General features: G+C 71.5%; 16 protein-coding genes and 2 tRNA genes. 11 read left to right on the forward strand and 7 right to left on the reverse strand.

Annotated features, from left to right (window positions below; translation table 11 throughout):
• Positions 1-4: 4 nt before the first annotated feature.
• Both AB0K60_RS27900 and AB0K60_RS27905 read left to right on the forward strand, forming a co-directional pair.
• Positions 5-76: transfer RNA gene (locus AB0K60_RS27900), tRNA-Gln, on the forward strand.
• Positions 77-268: 192 nt separating this feature from the next.
• Positions 269-344: transfer RNA gene (locus tag AB0K60_RS27905), tRNA-Glu, on the forward strand.
• 125 nt (positions 345-469) lie between these two features.
• On the opposite strand, the gene AB0K60_RS27910 is transcribed toward AB0K60_RS27905, so the two are convergent.
• Both AB0K60_RS27910 and AB0K60_RS27915 read right to left on the reverse strand, forming a co-directional pair.
• Positions 470-2,245, reverse strand: coding sequence for a hypothetical protein (locus tag AB0K60_RS27910; protein WP_364061285.1), 1,776 nt, complete (start codon positions 2,243-2,245; stop codon positions 470-472).
• Between the two features lie 145 nt (positions 2,246-2,390).
• Positions 2,391-3,107 (reverse strand): IclR family transcriptional regulator, encoded by a 717-nt coding sequence (locus AB0K60_RS27915; RefSeq protein WP_364061288.1) that lies wholly within the window; start codon positions 3,105-3,107, stop codon positions 2,391-2,393.
• Between the two features lie 77 nt (positions 3,108-3,184).
• On the opposite strand from AB0K60_RS27915, the gene leuC reads away from it, so the two are divergent.
• Genes leuC through AB0K60_RS27935 form a run of 4 tightly spaced genes read left to right on the forward strand, consistent with a single transcriptional unit; the run spans position 3,185 to position 5,804 of the window.
• Positions 3,185-4,570, forward strand: a complete 1,386-nt coding sequence (leuC, locus tag AB0K60_RS27920) for a 3-isopropylmalate dehydratase large subunit (protein WP_364061291.1) — start codon at positions 3,185-3,187, stop codon at positions 4,568-4,570.
• A gap of 47 nt (positions 4,571-4,617) precedes the next feature.
• On the forward strand, positions 4,618-5,205 hold the full coding sequence (gene leuD, locus AB0K60_RS27925) for a 3-isopropylmalate dehydratase small subunit (RefSeq protein ID WP_364061294.1): 588 nt from the start codon (positions 4,618-4,620) through the stop codon (positions 5,203-5,205).
• Positions 5,184-5,456, forward strand: a complete 273-nt coding sequence (locus AB0K60_RS27930) for a hypothetical protein (protein WP_364061297.1) — start codon at positions 5,184-5,186, stop codon at positions 5,454-5,456. Before leuD ends, AB0K60_RS27930 begins: the two co-directional genes overlap by 22 nt.
• 57 nt (positions 5,457-5,513) lie before the next feature.
• Positions 5,514-5,804: an HU family DNA-binding protein gene (locus AB0K60_RS27935; protein ID WP_364061300.1), complete on the forward strand. Its 291-nt coding sequence runs from the start codon at positions 5,514-5,516 to the stop codon at positions 5,802-5,804.
• A gap of 75 nt (positions 5,805-5,879) precedes the next feature.
• On the opposite strand, the gene AB0K60_RS27940 is transcribed toward AB0K60_RS27935, so the two are convergent.
• Both AB0K60_RS27940 and AB0K60_RS27945 read right to left on the reverse strand, forming a co-directional pair.
• A complete protein-coding gene (locus AB0K60_RS27940; protein ID WP_364061303.1) occupies positions 5,880-6,089 on the reverse strand; it encodes a hypothetical protein in 210 nt (69 codons plus the stop codon).
• A 32-nt stretch (positions 6,090-6,121) separates the two neighbouring features.
• Positions 6,122-6,853 (reverse strand): TetR/AcrR family transcriptional regulator, encoded by a 732-nt coding sequence (locus AB0K60_RS27945; protein ID WP_364061306.1) that lies wholly within the window; start codon positions 6,851-6,853, stop codon positions 6,122-6,124.
• A 162-nt stretch (positions 6,854-7,015) separates the two neighbouring features.
• On the opposite strand from AB0K60_RS27945, the gene AB0K60_RS27950 reads away from it, so the two are divergent.
• On the forward strand, positions 7,016-8,488 hold the full coding sequence (locus AB0K60_RS27950) for an MFS transporter (RefSeq protein ID WP_364061309.1): 1,473 nt from the start codon (positions 7,016-7,018) through the stop codon (positions 8,486-8,488).
• 77 nt (positions 8,489-8,565) lie between these two features.
• On the opposite strand, the gene cofC is transcribed toward AB0K60_RS27950, so the two are convergent.
• On the reverse strand, positions 8,566-9,213 hold the full coding sequence (gene cofC, locus AB0K60_RS27955) for a 2-phospho-L-lactate guanylyltransferase (RefSeq protein WP_364061312.1): 648 nt from the start codon (positions 9,211-9,213) through the stop codon (positions 8,566-8,568).
• Positions 9,214-9,301: 88 nt separating this feature from the next.
• Here cofC and AB0K60_RS27960 point away from each other — a divergent pair, with 88 nt between their 5' ends.
• The 4 genes from AB0K60_RS27960 to AB0K60_RS27975 are packed head-to-tail and all read left to right on the forward strand — an operon-like array spanning position 9,302 to position 13,579.
• Positions 9,302-10,171, forward strand: coding sequence for a lysophospholipid acyltransferase family protein (locus AB0K60_RS27960; protein ID WP_364061315.1), 870 nt, complete (start codon positions 9,302-9,304; stop codon positions 10,169-10,171).
• 20 nt (positions 10,172-10,191) lie between these two features.
• Positions 10,192-11,199, forward strand: coding sequence for an NAD(P)H-dependent glycerol-3-phosphate dehydrogenase (locus AB0K60_RS27965; protein WP_364061318.1), 1,008 nt, complete (start codon positions 10,192-10,194; stop codon positions 11,197-11,199).
• Positions 11,196-12,440: a PLP-dependent transferase gene (locus tag AB0K60_RS27970; protein WP_364061321.1), complete on the forward strand. Its 1,245-nt coding sequence runs from the start codon at positions 11,196-11,198 to the stop codon at positions 12,438-12,440. Before AB0K60_RS27965 ends, AB0K60_RS27970 begins: the two co-directional genes overlap by 4 nt.
• 23 nt (positions 12,441-12,463) lie before the next feature.
• The gene (locus tag AB0K60_RS27975) at positions 12,464-13,579 is read left to right on the forward strand and encodes a D-alanine--D-alanine ligase family protein (RefSeq protein ID WP_364061324.1); all 1,116 of its coding nucleotides are present in this window, start codon (positions 12,464-12,466) and stop codon (positions 13,577-13,579) included.
• A 24-nt stretch (positions 13,580-13,603) separates the two neighbouring features.
• On the opposite strand, the gene AB0K60_RS27980 is transcribed toward AB0K60_RS27975, so the two are convergent.
• Positions 13,604-14,032 (reverse strand): DUF3515 domain-containing protein, encoded by a 429-nt coding sequence (locus AB0K60_RS27980; RefSeq protein ID WP_364061327.1) that lies wholly within the window; start codon positions 14,030-14,032, stop codon positions 13,604-13,606.
• Between the two features lie 19 nt (positions 14,033-14,051).
• Complete coding sequence (locus tag AB0K60_RS27985; protein WP_364061330.1) at positions 14,052-14,285, reverse strand: Lrp/AsnC ligand binding domain-containing protein; 234 nt, start codon at positions 14,283-14,285, stop codon at positions 14,052-14,054.
• Positions 14,286-14,338 lie beyond the last annotated feature (53 nt).

Raw genomic sequence — 14,338 nt, forward strand, 5'->3', positions numbered from 1 at the left:
GCAATGGGGTATGGGGTAATTGGCAGCCCGGCGGATTCTGGCTCCGCTAGTCTAGGTTCGAGTCCTGGTACCCCAGCGGTATTGCTGACCAGCGCGGATGCCTCCTAGAGGCATCCGCGTTCGTCGTTTCGGGGATGCTTGTCGTTTCGGGGGCGTCCGGTGGGACCGGTGCGGCAATCGGTTTGGCCATGCCCCCGGTGTACGGTAGAGTTACGGCCGTCGCAAGGAAAGCCGCCGGGAACGGCGGCGATCGTGAGTGACAAGGCAAGGTCCCGTCGTCTAGTGGCCTAGGACGCCGCCCTCTCAAGGCGGTAACGCCGGTTCGAATCCGGTCGGGACTACCAGGAACCATCCGCTTCACCGATCATGGTGAGGCGGATTTTTCGTTTCCGGCACTGAACGCCGGGACGCCCCGTTCCGCGCGAACCGGGTTCGCGGCGGAGCGGGGCGGACGCGTCCTGAGCCGGGCTCAGCGAGCGGCGGCCGAGCGGGCCTTGAACAGGGCCCGTTTGGCGGCCTTGCTCACCTGCTTGTCCGGGTGGGCGTCGGCGATGGCCTCCAGCAGGTCCGTCACGTGCGGGTGGGGGACCTTCCAGATGACGTCCAGCAGGCTGACGAGCTGGGGGGCCGGGCCGATGTCGTGCAGGCTGCCGACGAACTCGGAGCGGCCGAGGCCCGCCGAGATCGTCCACATGTCGAGGATCAGCCAGTGCGTGTCCGCCTGGGTGGGCTCGTCGGCGTCGGCGACGCCGAGCTGGGCCAGGTGGGTGGCGGCGTACGGGCGCAGGGACGGCTCGGACAGGGCGGCCTTCCAGGCGGGCACGGCGGCCTCGCCCAGGGAGCCGACCATGCTCGCCGCCTGCACCCGCACCAGGGCGTCCGCCTCGTCCTCGGCGGCGGCCTCCAGCAGCTCCTCGGCGGCCTGCGGCGGCTCACGCAGTTCCAGCCAGGCGGCGAATTCGGCGTCGGCGTCCTCCTCCGGCAGGTCGGCGCAGATCGCCAGCAGCTCGGCGGCGGTCATCGAGTCGATGGACGGGCGGGCGTCCACCTCGATGCCGGACTCGTCGGTCAGGTGCAGGACGCCCTCGACGCCGAGGGGCGTCAGCCGTACCGCCTCGGTGTCGTCGTCGGTGTCATCCTCGCGGTGGCGCTCGATCATGCCGTAGCCGGTCAGCCAGTCCAGGACGGGGGCGAGCGGGTCGCCGTAGCGCTCGGCGGCGTCCGCCCAGGCGTCCGCGCCGAGGTCGTCGAGCTCGGCGACCGCCTCGGCGAGCTCCTCGCGCAGCCCGTCGAGGGGGCGCGCGCCGCCCGCGAGCAGCAGCCGGATCAGCAGCGCGCGGGTCAGGCCCGCCAGGACCTCGGCGAGGTCCTCGTCGTCCAGCTCGGGGTCGCCGTAGTCGATCGAGGACAGGCCGTGGATCCACACGTCCAGCACGTCCTCGTCGTCGTCGAACGGCCAGGCGGCGGCGTCCTCGGCGACGCTGACGGTGTCGCGTCCGTCCGGGGTGAGGAACTCCAGGTCGACGGCGTGGTTCCACAGGTTCCACAGCTCGGGCACGCGCTGGGCCAGCGGCCCCTCGCCGTCCGCGGGCCGCGGCAGCCCGACGGCGGCGAGCGCCTCGACGATCTCCTCGTCGCCGAGCAGCCACTCCTCGCCCACCTTGCGCCCGGCGCCCACCCACACCGCCAGGTCGCGCGCCCGGGCGATGAGCGGGACGTCGCGGGCGGCGGCGGCCAGCTCCTCGTCCGGCCGCAGCCGGATGGTCGGCAGCTCGGCCAGCGCCTCGGCGAACGGCTCGAAATCGCCCAGGCCCTCCGGCTCGCCCTCCTCGTCCAGCTCGTCGTCCTCGTCCCAGTCGCGGTCGGCGATGACGTCCTCCATCGCGTCGACGAACTCGTCCTCCAGGGCGTCGAGCTCCTTGACGAGCGCGTCGAGGGAGTCCGAGCCCTTGCTGAGCCGGCCCGTCGTGGACAGGAACGTCAGGTACGCCCGCAGCGCGGGGACCATGTTGTCGGCGGCCTCGTCGGGGTCCTCGACCACCTTCGGCAGGCGTTCGAGGAGGATGGTGCGCAGGTCACCGCGCTTCCACAGGCAGACGTCGTCGCGCACGCTGAGGCGATGCCACAGGGCGGCCGGGCCCACCAGGTCGGGATCGCTGTCGGGCGCGTTGTCGGGCGCCCAGAGGATGAACTCTTGGAGCAGCGGACGCAGCTCAGCGGCGGCGGCCTCGATGCGATCGGTCACTCCGCCAGGCTAGTGGGTGTGCGCCTGCGAGGTTGCCTCCGGCGGCATCCCCGGTGAACCCGGCACGGTCCATTTCACGAATCGGTCGTCGTCGGTCGTCGTCGGTCGTCGCTCGGTCGCCGCTTGGTTGGCGCTCGGTCGTCGCTCAGTTGTTGCGCCGCATCGCCTCGCTGATGCGCTCGGCGGCGGCGACGACCGCGCCCGCGTGCAGGCGGCCGGGGCTGCGGGTGAGGCGCTCGATCGGGCCGGAGACCGAGATCGCCGCGATGACCTTCCCGCCCGCGCCGCGCACGGGGGCCGAGACGCTCGCCACGCCCTGCTCGCGTTCGGCGACGCTGTGCGCCCAGCCTCTGCGGCGTACCCCGGACAGGGTGGTGGCGGTGAACTTGGCGCCGCGCAGGCCGCGGTGCAGGCGGTCGGGCTCCTCCCAGGCGAGCAGGATCTGCGCGGCCGAGCCCGCCGTCATCGGCAGCGCCGAGCCGACCGGGACGGTGTCGCGCAGGCCGCTGGCGCGCTCGGCGGCGGCGACGCACACCCGCTCGTCGCCCTGCCTGCGGTAGAGCTGCGCGCTCTCCCCGGTGATGTCGCGCAGCTGGACGAGCACCGGGCCGGCCACGGCGAGCAGCCGGTCCTCCCCGGCCGCGGCGGACAACTCCGACAGGCGCGGGCCGAGCACGAATCTGCCCTGGGTGTCGCGCGAGACTATTCTGTGATGTTCCAGCGCGCAGGCGAGGCGATGCGCCGTGGGGCGGGCGAGGCCGGTGGCCTGCACGAGCTGGGCCAAGGACGCGGGGCCCGCTTCGAGGGCGTTGAGCACCAATACTGCTTTGTCGAGTACGCCGACTCCGCTAGAGTTGTCCATAAGACGATATTGCCGTCTCGCTATGCGAGATGCAAATGCACACTCGGGAGAGTGGAGCGCAAGGAGGCGTTCACATCATGGGTCGGACACTGGCCGAGAAAGTCTGGGAGCAGCATGTGGTCCGCCGGGCCGAGGGAGAGCCCGACCTGCTCTTCATCGACCTGCACCTCATCCACGAGGTGACCAGCCCGCAGGCGTTCGACGGCCTGCGCATGGCAGGGCGCAAGGTCCGCCGCCCCGACCTCACCATCGCCACCGAGGACCACAACGTGCCCACGGTGCTCGGCCCGATCACCGACCCGGTGTCCAAGCAGCAGGTGGAGACGCTGCGCAAGAACGCCGCCGAGTTCGGCATCCGGCTGCATCCGATGGGCGACGCCGGGCAGGGCATCGTGCACGTGATCGGCCCGCAGCTCGGGCTCACCCAGCCCGGCATGACGGTGGTGTGCGGCGACTCCCACACCTCCACGCACGGCGCGTTCGGCGCGCTCGCGTTCGGCATCGGCACCTCCGAGGTGGAGCACGTGCTCGCCACGCAGACGCTGCCGGCGTACCGGCCCAAGACGATGGCGATCGAGGTGTCCGGCGAGCTGCCGGTCGGCGTGACCGCCAAGGACCTGATCCTCGCCATCATCGCCAAGATCGGCACGGGCGGCGGCCAGGGCCACATCGTCGAGTACCGCGGCGAGGCCGTGCGCAAGCTGTCGATGGAGGGCCGCATGACGGTCTGCAACATGTCCATCGAGGCGGGCGCGCGGGCCGGCATGATCGCGCCGGACGAGACCACGTTCGCGTACCTCAAGGGCCGCCCGCACGCGCCGACCGGCGCGGACTGGGACGCGGCGGTGGAGTACTGGACGTCGCTGCGCACCGACGACGACGCCGTCTTCGACACGGTCGTCGAGATCGACGCCTCGACGCTCACCCCGTACGTCACCTGGGGCACCAACCCGGGGCAGGGCGCGCCGCTCGGCGACGTGGTGCCCTCGCCGGAGCGGTTCGACGACCCGACCGCGCGGGCCGCCGCCGAGCGGGCGCTGGCGTACATGGACCTGAAGCCCGGCACGCCGCTGCGCGACATCCGGGTGGACACGGTCTTCGTCGGCTCGTGCACCAACGGGCGTCTAGAGGACCTGCGCGCCGCCGCCGAGGTGCTGCGCGGGCGCAAGGTGACCACCCGCACGCTGGTCGTGCCCGGCTCCATGCAGGTCAAGGCCGCGGCCGAGGCCGAGGGGCTGCACGAGGTGTTCCGGGCGGCCGGGGCCGAGTGGCGCGAGGCCGGCTGCTCGATGTGCCTGGGCATGAACCCCGACACGCTCTCCCCCGGGGAGCGCAGCGCCTCGACCTCCAACCGCAACTTCGAGGGCCGGCAGGGCAAGGGGGGCCGCACCCACCTGGTGTCGCCGCAGGTCGCCGCCGCGACCGCGGTGACCGGGCGGCTGACCGCCCCCGCCGACCTGTGACCGCCGATCGCCCTGAACACCCCGGAAGCACGAGAAAGACCTAGACGATGGACGCTTTCACCACCCACACCGGCCGCGCCGTGCCGCTGCGCCGCAGCAACGTCGACACCGACCAGATCATCCCGGCCGTCTGGCTCAAGCAGGTCAGCCGCACCGGCTTCGAGAAGGGCCTGTTCGCCGCCTGGCGGGAGGACCCCGGCTTCGTGCTCAACGACCCGGCGTACGAGGGGGCGACGATCCTGGTCGCCGGGCCGGACTTCGGCACCGGCTCCTCCCGGGAGCACGCGGTGTGGGCCCTGCAGCAGTACGGCTTCCGCGTGGTCATCTCCCCGCGCTTCGGCGACATCTTCCGCAACAACTCCACCAAGATGGGCCTGCTGCCGGTGGTCCTGCCCGAGGACGTCGTGGCGTCCCTGCAGGACCTTTCGGAGGCCGACCCCACGTCGGAGATCACCGTTGACCTGGACGGGCGCGAGGTCCGCTGGGAGGGCGGCACGGCCGCGTTCGAGATCGACGACTACACCCGCTGGCGGCTGATGGAGGGCCTGGACGACATCGGGCTGACCCTGCGTCACGAGGGCGACATCGCGGCATACGAGAATGGTCGGCAGTCATGGCTGCCGACGACCGTCTGAACCACTTCCGCGAGAGCTTTCCCGGCCTCGACGGGATCCTGGCGCGGCGGTTGCGCGACGCGCACCGCCGCGTCCGCGTGCTGCCGGTGGCGGCCGAGGAGCGCATCCGGCTCGTCAAGCGGCTGCTGGTGATCTGTGATGTGGCAAAGCGCGACATTTATCACGCGAACGAGCGGCTGGTGGCGTTCCTGAGCGAGCTTGACGGCTATTCCGACACGCCGAGCGAGCGAAACATGGCCTCTGGTGATTGAAGCCCACGCCTGTGTCCCCTAATTTCAAGCGGGTAAGGGGTTACAGGGGGGAACATCATGAACAAGCGAGAGCTCGTCGAAGCGGTGGCCGGCCGGCTCGGCGACAAGAAGACCGCGACCGACGCGGTCAACGCGGTGCTCGACGCGATTCAGCACGCGGTCGCCGGCGGCGACAAGGTATCGATCACGGGTTTCGGCGCGTTTGAGATGGTGCACAAGCCCGCTCGTACGGCCCGCAACCCGTCGACCGGTGAGCCCATCGAAGTGCCGGAGAGCTGGGTGCCCAGATTTCGTCCCGGCGCCGATTTCAAGGAGATGGTCAACCAGGCCGGAAAAGGGCAGAAATAGCCGCTGTCCCGATCAGCGCCCGGCTCCGATATCGGAGCCGGGTGTTGTCTTTTCCGGCTCCCGGAAATCGGACGTTCATTCACCTTCCGGAAGCGGAAAGGTGGAGAGCGTGACGACGGTGATCCGCCCGCCGGCGACGGCGATGTTCACCCGCTGACCCGGCCGCAGCAGCCGCAGCGGCCCGGCGTCGAAGGCGTCGGCGGCGAAGCCGAGCTCGGCGCCGTCGTCGAGGAACACCGACCCGGAGCGGGTCGCCGGGTCGAAGGTCCGCACGGTGGCCTGCACGCCCGCCAGCCTAGCGCGCGATGCCCGCCGGCCTAGCGCGCGATGTAGGTGGCGAGGCCGCGCAGGATGACGTCGAGGCCGAGCTCGAAACGCTCGTCGTTGTCCGAGATGAACATGACGGTGGACAACGCGACGAGGGTGGGGAAGCGATCCGGCGGCAACCCGGCGAAATAGTCGCCCAACTGCCCTATCAACTCCTTCCAGTACTCGTCGCTCTTCGGATTGTGCTCGTACCAGAGGCTTTCCTCGTAGGCGAACCCGTCCACGTACGTGGAGATCATGTCGGCCGCCGCGGCGATCATCTCGTCGGGCAGGCCGCCCGCCCGGAAGATCGCGAAGAGCCATTCCACGCGCGGCAGCATGTCGCGGGTGAACGGCATCTGGCCCATGGAGATGCGGGCCAGGTCGCGGTGGGTCCCGAGACGGCCGCGAACCTCCCGGGCGTACTGCTTGACCTGCTCCATCCAGCGCTCGGGGTCGGGCTCGGGGATGGGAATGTCGGCGTGCGTCCGGTTGTGCATCAGCTCAAGCAGTTCGTCCTTGTCGCGGACGTGCGCGTAGAGGGCCGAGACCGCGACGCCGAGTTCGGCGGCGACCCGGCGCATGCTCAGGCCCGCGTACCCCTCCCGGTCGAGCACGGTGAAGGCCGCCTCCACGATGCGGTCCCGGCTGAGCGGGACGCGGGCGGGGGCGGTGCGTTTCGCCGGGCGCTCCCACGGCGGCGGGGGCAGGGAGGTCTCGGCCCTGTCGGGCTCGCTGCTCATCGATCTCCTTGTCAGCCTGTGCCCTCACTTCTACCACAGCGGCGGAAACCGGTCGAACATCGCTCAGAAGCTGGAACCTTGTTCTTGACCTAGAACACTGTTCAGTGTAAGAACATTGCTCAGGTCGTCAGAACACTGTTCACGTAACGTTTGGAGTCGTCCGTGACCGCTCCCCTCGCCGACGCCGCCGCGGGCGACGTCGTCGCCTACCGATGGCGCTGGCCCGCCCTGCTGGTGCTCCTCGCCGCCGAGGTGATGGACCTGCTCGACGCGCTGATCACCAACATCGCCGCGCCCACCATCCGCGCCGACATCGGCGGCGGCGAGACCACGATCCAGTGGCTCGGCGCCTGCTACACGCTCTCCATGGCCGTCGGGCTGATCACCGGCGGGCGCCTCGGCGACATCTATGGCAAGAAGCGGATGTTCCTGATCGGAGCCGTGGGGTTCGGCACCGGGTCGCTGCTGTGCGCGGTGGCCTGGTCGCCCGGCGTCCTGATCGCCGCCCGCGTCGTCCAGGGCCTGTTCGGCGCGGTGATGCTGCCGCAGGGGCTCGGCATGATCAAGGAGATGTTCCCGCCGAAGGAGATGGGCGCGGCCTTCGGGCTGTTCGGCCCGATCATGGGCCTGTCCTCCGTCGGCGGGCCGGTGCTGGCCGGCTGGCTGATCGACGCGGACTTCTTCGGCACCGGCTGGCGCATGATCTTCATCATCAACCTGCCGCTCACGCTGCTGGCCGTGCTCGCCGGATGGCGGGTGCTGCCCGAGGTGCGCACGGCGACGCCGCCCCGCCTCGACCTGGTCGGCATGGCGCTGGTCACGGCGGCCGGGCTACTGGTGATCTACCCGCTGGTGCAGGGGCGCGAGCAGGACTGGCCGGCCTGGATGTTCGTGATGATCGCGGCCTCGGTCGTGCTGTTCGCCCTGTTCGGGTGGTACGCGGTGGCCAAGCAGCGGGCGGGCGGCGACCCGCTGGTCGTGCCCGCGCTGTTCCGCAAGCGCGGATTCTCCGGCGGGCTCGTCACCGGGCTGGTGTTCTTCAGCGGTATCGCCGGCTTCTCGCTGGTCTTCAGCCTGTACGTGCAGATCGGATTGGGCTACGGGCCGCTGGACGCCGGACTCGCCGCGCTGCCCTGGTCGATCGGCACGGTCCTCGGGTTCGGGGTCGCCGCGGGCTTGGTGGGGAAGCTGGGGCGCCTGCTCGTCCACATCGGCATGACGATCATGGTGGGCGGGGTCCTCGGCCTGCTGCTCACCCTGGAGCTGACCGACGGGATGAGCGGAGGCGCGTCGCTGTGGACCCTCGCCCCCGCGCTGATCGTCACCGGCCTGGGCATGGGCATGGTCATGTCGCCGTTCTTCGACATCGTGCTCGCCGGCGTCGAGCAGCAGGAGACCGGCTCGGCCTCGGGCGCGCTCACCGCCGTGCAGCAGCTCGGCGGCGCGTTCGGGGTGGCGCTGCTCGGCACCGTGTTCTTCGGCGTCGGCCCGGCGGCCCACGCGGCGCCGGCCGGGGGATTCGGCGAGGCGATGCGGGTCACCCTCTGGGTCGTGGCCGGCATGTTCGCGCTCGCCTTCGTGGTCGCGTTCCTGCTGCCGCCGCGGGCCCGGGAGGAGGACGGCGCGTACCACTGAGCTGGCCAATAAGCGGGCCAATAAGCGGGCATTAAGCGGGCCACTGAGCGGGCCACTGAGCGGGCCACTGAGCGGGCCTACGGCGTGACGCCCATCTCGGCGGCGACCGCGGCCGTGCGCGGTCCCACGCCGAGGGCGAGGGCGGCGCGCAGATCCTCGACGGTGTCGACGTCGCGGCGCACCGAGGCGATGCCGTCGAGGAGCAGCTCCTTCGCCCCGCGCGCCAGATGCCTGGCCCGGGACTCGCCGCCGAAACCGGGCCGGAACGGCTCGCCCCGCCGCGTCGTGTAACACGTGGTGCCGACCTCGACGGCGTCGGGCACGAACGCCTGCTCGAACTGGGCGGCCGCGGTCAGCGCCCGCGCCAGCTCGTCCGGCCGCAGGGCGGGAAGGTCGGCCTGGAGCGCGGCCACGTGGTCGCCGGGCGCGAGCCGTACCGCCTCGGCCGCGCCGCACCGGAGCGCGGCGTTGAGGCCGCGCTGCGGGTCGTCCACCACGTGCGCGCCGAGCGCGGCCAGCTCCCCGGCCGGCACCGGATCGCCGGTGACCACCACGACACGCCGGACGGACGGGCACGCCAGCGCCGCCGCCACCGTGTCGCACGCCACGGCCACCGCCAGCGCCGCCCGGTACGGCCCGGCGGCCTCGGCCAGGCGCGTCTTCGCGGCCACCAGGGTCTTCACCGGCACCACCAGCGACCAGCCGGGACCTTCCACGACATCCATGCCTACCAGCATCCTGCCTCGACATGCCGGGCGGCGAACCGGGAGACTGTGACGCGTCACCGTCCACCCGCCGAGCACAGGAGGAGCCATGAGCCGCCGCCCCGGACGACCGTCGATCTTTTGGGAGGCGCTGGCCGTGGTGGTTCTCCGGCCCCTGCTGTTCATCCTGGTGAAGCGGGACTGGCGGGGGAGCCTGCCGCGCGAGGGCGGCTGCATCGTCGCGCTCAACCACCTGTCCACCATCGACCCGCTGCTGATCTCGCACTTCCTGTACGTGAACGGGCGCTGGATGGTCTTCATGATCAAGGGCAGCCTGTTCGAGGTCCCGGTGCTCGGCTGGGTGCTGCGCAAGCTCGTGCAGATCCCGGTGGCGCGCGGGCGCGCCGACGCCGCGCTCTCGCTCAAGCACGCCGAGAAGGCGCTGCGCGAGGGCGCGTGCGTGATCGTCTACCCGGAGGGCACGGTCACCCGCGACCCGGACCTGTGGCCGATGACGGCGAAGACCGGCGTGGCGCGGCTGGCGCTGGCGACCGGCGCGCCGGTGATCCCGGTGGCGCACTGGGGGGCGCAGGAGCTGCTGCCGTACGGGAAGGAGACGCGGCCCCGGCTGCTGCCGCGCAAGACCTTCCACGTGATCGCCGGGCCGCCGGTGGATCTGTCGAAGTACGAGGGCCGGCCGATGCGCGGCAGCGTGCTGCGCGAGGCGACGGCCGACATCATGCGGGCGATCACCGATCAGCTCGCCGAGCTGCGCGGGGAGAAGGCGCCGGACACGCCGTACGACATGAACCGCGCCGGGGCTGGCAACGGGGCCGCCGCCAATGGGAAGGTCGATGGGAAGGACGTCGTGGCCGCGTCCGGGGCGTCCGGCGTGTCCGGGGCGTCCGGTACGCCGGGGCCGGAGGCCGCCACAACGCGCCCCGAGGACGGCTCCGCGGACACGCTCGCTGACATCTGACTTCGGCGTACGGTGAGAAGATGACCAAAGCCGCCGTTTTCGGTTCCGGTTCCTGGGGGACCACGTTCGCCATGATCCTCGCCGAGGCGGGCACCCGCACCACCGTGTGGGGGCGCCGCGAGGAGATCGTGAAAGCCATCGACGGGCGGCACGAGAATCCCGACTACCTCCCGGGCGTGGCGCTGCCCCCGAGCCTGCGGGCGACCGCCGACCCGGCCGCGGCGATGGACGACGCCGACCTGGTGGTGCTGGCCGTGCCGGCGCAGACGCTGCGGGGCAACCTCGCCGCGTGGAGACCGTACATGCCGGAAAAGGCCGTGCTCGTCAGCCTGATGAAGGGCGTCGAGCTGGGCACCTGCAAGCGGATGAGCGAGGTGATCTGCGAGGTCGCCGGCGTGCCGCTGGAACGCGTCGCGGTCGTCTCCGGCCCCAACCTCGTGGGCGAGCTGGTGCAGCGGCAGCCGGCCGCCACGGTCGTGGCCTCGGTGGACGAGGCGGTGGCGACGCGGCTGCAGGAGGCGTGCCATCTGCCGTGGTTCCGCCCGTACACCAACACCGACGTCGTCGGCGTGGAGCTGGGCGGCGCGGTGAAGAACGTGATCGCGCTGGCGGTCGGGGTCGCGGTCGGCATGGGCCTGGGGAACAACGTGGCGGCGACGCTGATGACGCGCGGGCTCGCCGAGATCTCCCGGCTCGGCGCGGCCCTCGGGGCGGACCCGCACACCTTCGCCGGGCTCGCGGGCATGGGCGACCTGGTCGCCACATGCACCTCACCTTTATCGCGTAATCGCACTTTCGGGGAGAATCTTGGACGTGGTATGACACTGAGCGAGGTCATCGCCGCGACCAAACAGACCGCCGAAGGGGTCAAGTCCTGTGAGTCGGTTCTCGAACTCGCGCGCAAGCACGACGTGGAGATGCCGATCACCGAGGTCGTGGTCGGTGTCGTCCACGATGGAATGTCCCCCCGCGAGGCCGCGATGCTGCTGATGTCCCGGACTCCCAAACCGGAACGGTACGGCGTGTGACCGGACCCCGCCGGCGCAGGCCGCTCGGCGAGAACTCCCGGGCGGTCCACCTGCCGCCGCTCAAGGTTCCCGCCCACCGGCCGCTCGGGCTGCCGGTGTGGCGCACCGCCGCGTGGAGCTTCTCCGCCACGGCCGAGTACGCCGGCATGGACGAGCCGGTCGTCGGCAACCCGACCGTGGCCGCGTTCGCCGCCGGGGTCGCGGCCCTTGAGGGCGCGGCGGCCCCCGAGGACGTGGCCGGGCAGGCGTTCTCCTCCGGTCCGGCCGCGCTGACCACGGTGTTCATGACGTTCCTGCGGGCGGGGTCGCACGTGGTGGCCCCGAGCCCGCTGCAGGAGTCCACCTACGCCCTGCTGACCAATGTCCTGTCCCGGTTCGGAGTGACCGCCGATTTCGTGGACTACGCCGACCTGCGGCAGGTCCGCGCGGCCGTACGCCCGCGTACGAAGATCGTGTTCGCCGAGACGCTCGCCGACCCGACCATGGCCGTCGCCGACCTGCGCGGCCTGTACCGGATGGCGCGCGAGGTCGGCGCGCTGCTCGTCGTCGACTCGACGCTGGCCACGCCGGTGGTGTGCCGGCCGCTCGAACACGGCGCCGACCTCGTCGTGCACACCGCGACCGGCTACCTGGGCGGGCACGACGACAGCGCGGGCGGCGTGGTCGTCGGGCGGCCCGACCTGATCGCCCAGCTCGCCGAGGTGCGCGCCGACACCGGGGACGCGCTCTCCCCGGACGACGCCTTCCTGCTGCGCCGCGGCCTTGAGACGCTGACGCTGCGGATGCGCCGCATGTGCGCGACCGCGACCGTGTTCGCCGCGGCGCTCGCCAAGCATCCCCGGGTGCGGCGGGTCTGGTATCCGGGGCTGCCCTCACACCCCGGGCATCCGCTGGCGCGCAAGCTGTTCGACTCCGGGCCCGAGGGCACCCGGTACGGCGCCTGCGTGACGATCACCCCGTACGGGGGCTACGAGGCGGGCGCGCGGCTCGCCGACGGGGTGCGGCTCGCGCGGATCGCCACCGGCGTGGGCGGGAGCCACACCAAGGTCGCGCACGTGGCCGCCACGTCGCACCGCCGCCTCGATCCCGCGCTGCTGACCGCGTCGGGCATCGATCCGGGCGCGGTGCGCTTCTCCATCGGGCTTGAGGACGCCGAAGACCTCATCATGGACGTCACGGCAGCTCTCGACGCATTGCCGCCCATGGAGACACGGGGTGCGACATCCCAGACTCGCATGTGACAGTCGGGGTACATTCGGACATCATGAACGAGCAGCGCGTAACTCGACCGCGCATCCGCGTGGCGGTCGTCTTCGGAGGGCGCAATTCCGAGCACTCCGTCTCCATCATGGGGGCGGGCAGCGTGCTCAAGGCCCTCGACCCGGCAGTGTACGAGGTGATCCCGATCGGCATCGCGCCCGATGGGCGGTGGGTGCTGGCGGCCGACGACCAGCGCTACGAGATCGAGGGCACCACGCTGCCCGAGGTGGAGCGGACCGGCACCGAGATCGCGCTGCCGTCGGGAAGCGGCTCGCTGGTCGCGCTTGAGCCGGGGAACATCCCCCGCGGCCTCGGCGAGGTGGACGTGGTGTTCCCGCTGCTGCACGGGCCGTTCGGCGAGGACGGCACGATCCAGGGGCTGCTGGAGATGGCCGGGGTGCGCTACGTCGGATCCGGGGTGCTGGCCAGCGCGGTCGGCATGGACAAGGCGTTCATGAAGGCGCTACTCGCGCAGGCGGGGCTGCCGGTGGGGCCGCACGTGGTGGTGCGCGACCGGGACTGGCGGCGGGACCGGGCCCGGGTGCTCAAGGAGACCGAGGAACTGGGCTGGCCGATGTTCGTCAAGCCGGCCCGCGCCGGGTCCAGCCAGGGCATCTCCAAGGCGCACGACGCCGACGAGCTGGAGCGGGCGATCGAGCGCGCCCGCGAGCACGACCCGAAGGTGCTCGTCGAGGCCGCGATCGTCGGCCGGGAGGTCGAGTGCGCGGTGCTGTCGTCGCTGGACGACGAGCCGCCGAAGGCGTCCGTGCCGGGGGAGATCCTCGTGCGCGAGGACCACGAGTTCTTCGACTTCGAGGCCAAGTACTACCCCGAGCACATGTCGCTGGCCGTGCCCGCCGACATCCCCGAGGCGGTGGCCGAGCGGGTGCGCGAGATGGCGGTGCGCGCGTTCGAGGCGCTGGGCTGCGAGGGGCTCGCCCGGGTGGACTTCTTCTACACGCCGGACGGCCGTCTGATCCTCAACGAGATCAACACGCTGCCCGGGTTCACCTCGCTGTCGGTCGCGCCGCAACTGTGGGCCGCCTCCGGCCTGTCGTATCCGGAGCTGGTGGACCACCTGATCCGGCTCGCGCTCGAACGCCCGGTCGGCCTGCGCTGACCCGCCGCCGCGCCGCGGTCCCGCTCAGTCGGGGATGGCCTTGGTGATCGGCCCGGCCAGCTCGACCAGCACGTCGCCCGGGGTGTGCTCGCGGGAGATCGTCACCTCGACGTACGCCTCCCGGCCGATGGCCGTGAACAGCAGCGGCTTGGCCGGGTCGGCGAACCACGCGACCCCGTTGAACTCGGACACGGTGTCGGTCGGCTTCATCGCGGCCGGGCGCGGCACGCCGCAGCGCAGGGCGATCTCCGCCTCGCCCCAGACGGCCGTGTACGGCGACCGCGGGGTCGCCTCGGCGCGCTCGGCGCCGTCGAGACGCTGCGGCAGGACGTTTCCGAGCGCCCGGCAGCCCTCGGCGGCGGCCCCCTGTGGCCGGGGCGGATCGATCCTGACCGGCTGTGCGCAGCCGGTCAGGGCCAGAGCCAGCAGGACGACTCCGGCGGTGACACGCACTGCGGCCCTCCCAGAAGTGTCAGATATGGACGATCGGACAGGTAAGCGTACGCGTGATGCCCTCCACCGACTGAATCCGGGCCACCACGAGCTTGCCGAGCTCGTCCACGTCGCGGGCCTCGGCCCGGACGATCACGTCGTAGGGGCCGGTCACATCCTCCGCCTGGGTCACGCCGGTGATCGCGGCGATTTGACGGGCGACCTCGGCGGCCTTGCCGACCTCGGTCTGGATAAGGATGTAGGCCTGCACCATATGTCCCTCCCGTACAGCATGCCGCGTTGAGATCAGCGCCGGAGCGCCACCGT

This window comes from Thermopolyspora sp. NPDC052614 (genome assembly GCF_040678635.1).
In the GTDB taxonomy this organism is placed as follows: Bacteria; Actinomycetota; Actinomycetes; order Streptosporangiales; family Streptosporangiaceae; genus Thermopolyspora.

Coding starts and splice junctions, on each gene's coding strand:
- AB0K60_RS27930 (WP_364061297.1), top strand. CDS start 5,184: ATGGCTGCCGACGACCGTCTGAACCACTTCCGCGAGAGCTTTCCCGGC.
- leuD (WP_364061294.1), top strand. CDS start 4,618: ATGGACGCTTTCACCACCCACACCGGCCGCGCCGTGCCGCTGCGCCGC.
- AB0K60_RS27985 (WP_364061330.1), bottom strand. CDS start 14,285: ATGGTGCAGGCCTACATCCTTATCCAGACCGAGGTCGGCAAGGCCGCC.
- cofC (WP_364061312.1), bottom strand. CDS start 9,213: ATGGATGTCGTGGAAGGTCCCGGCTGGTCGCTGGTGGTGCCGGTGAAG.
- AB0K60_RS27960 (WP_364061315.1), top strand. CDS start 9,302: ATGAGCCGCCGCCCCGGACGACCGTCGATCTTTTGGGAGGCGCTGGCC.
- AB0K60_RS27945 (WP_364061306.1), bottom strand. CDS start 6,853: ATGAGCAGCGAGCCCGACAGGGCCGAGACCTCCCTGCCCCCGCCGCCG.
- AB0K60_RS27975 (WP_364061324.1), top strand. CDS start 12,464: ATGAACGAGCAGCGCGTAACTCGACCGCGCATCCGCGTGGCGGTCGTC.
- AB0K60_RS27965 (WP_364061318.1), top strand. CDS start 10,192: ATGACCAAAGCCGCCGTTTTCGGTTCCGGTTCCTGGGGGACCACGTTC.
- AB0K60_RS27915 (WP_364061288.1), bottom strand. CDS start 3,107: ATGGACAACTCTAGCGGAGTCGGCGTACTCGACAAAGCAGTATTGGTG.
- leuC (WP_364061291.1), top strand. CDS start 3,185: ATGGGTCGGACACTGGCCGAGAAAGTCTGGGAGCAGCATGTGGTCCGC.
- AB0K60_RS27935 (WP_364061300.1), top strand. CDS start 5,514: ATGAACAAGCGAGAGCTCGTCGAAGCGGTGGCCGGCCGGCTCGGCGAC.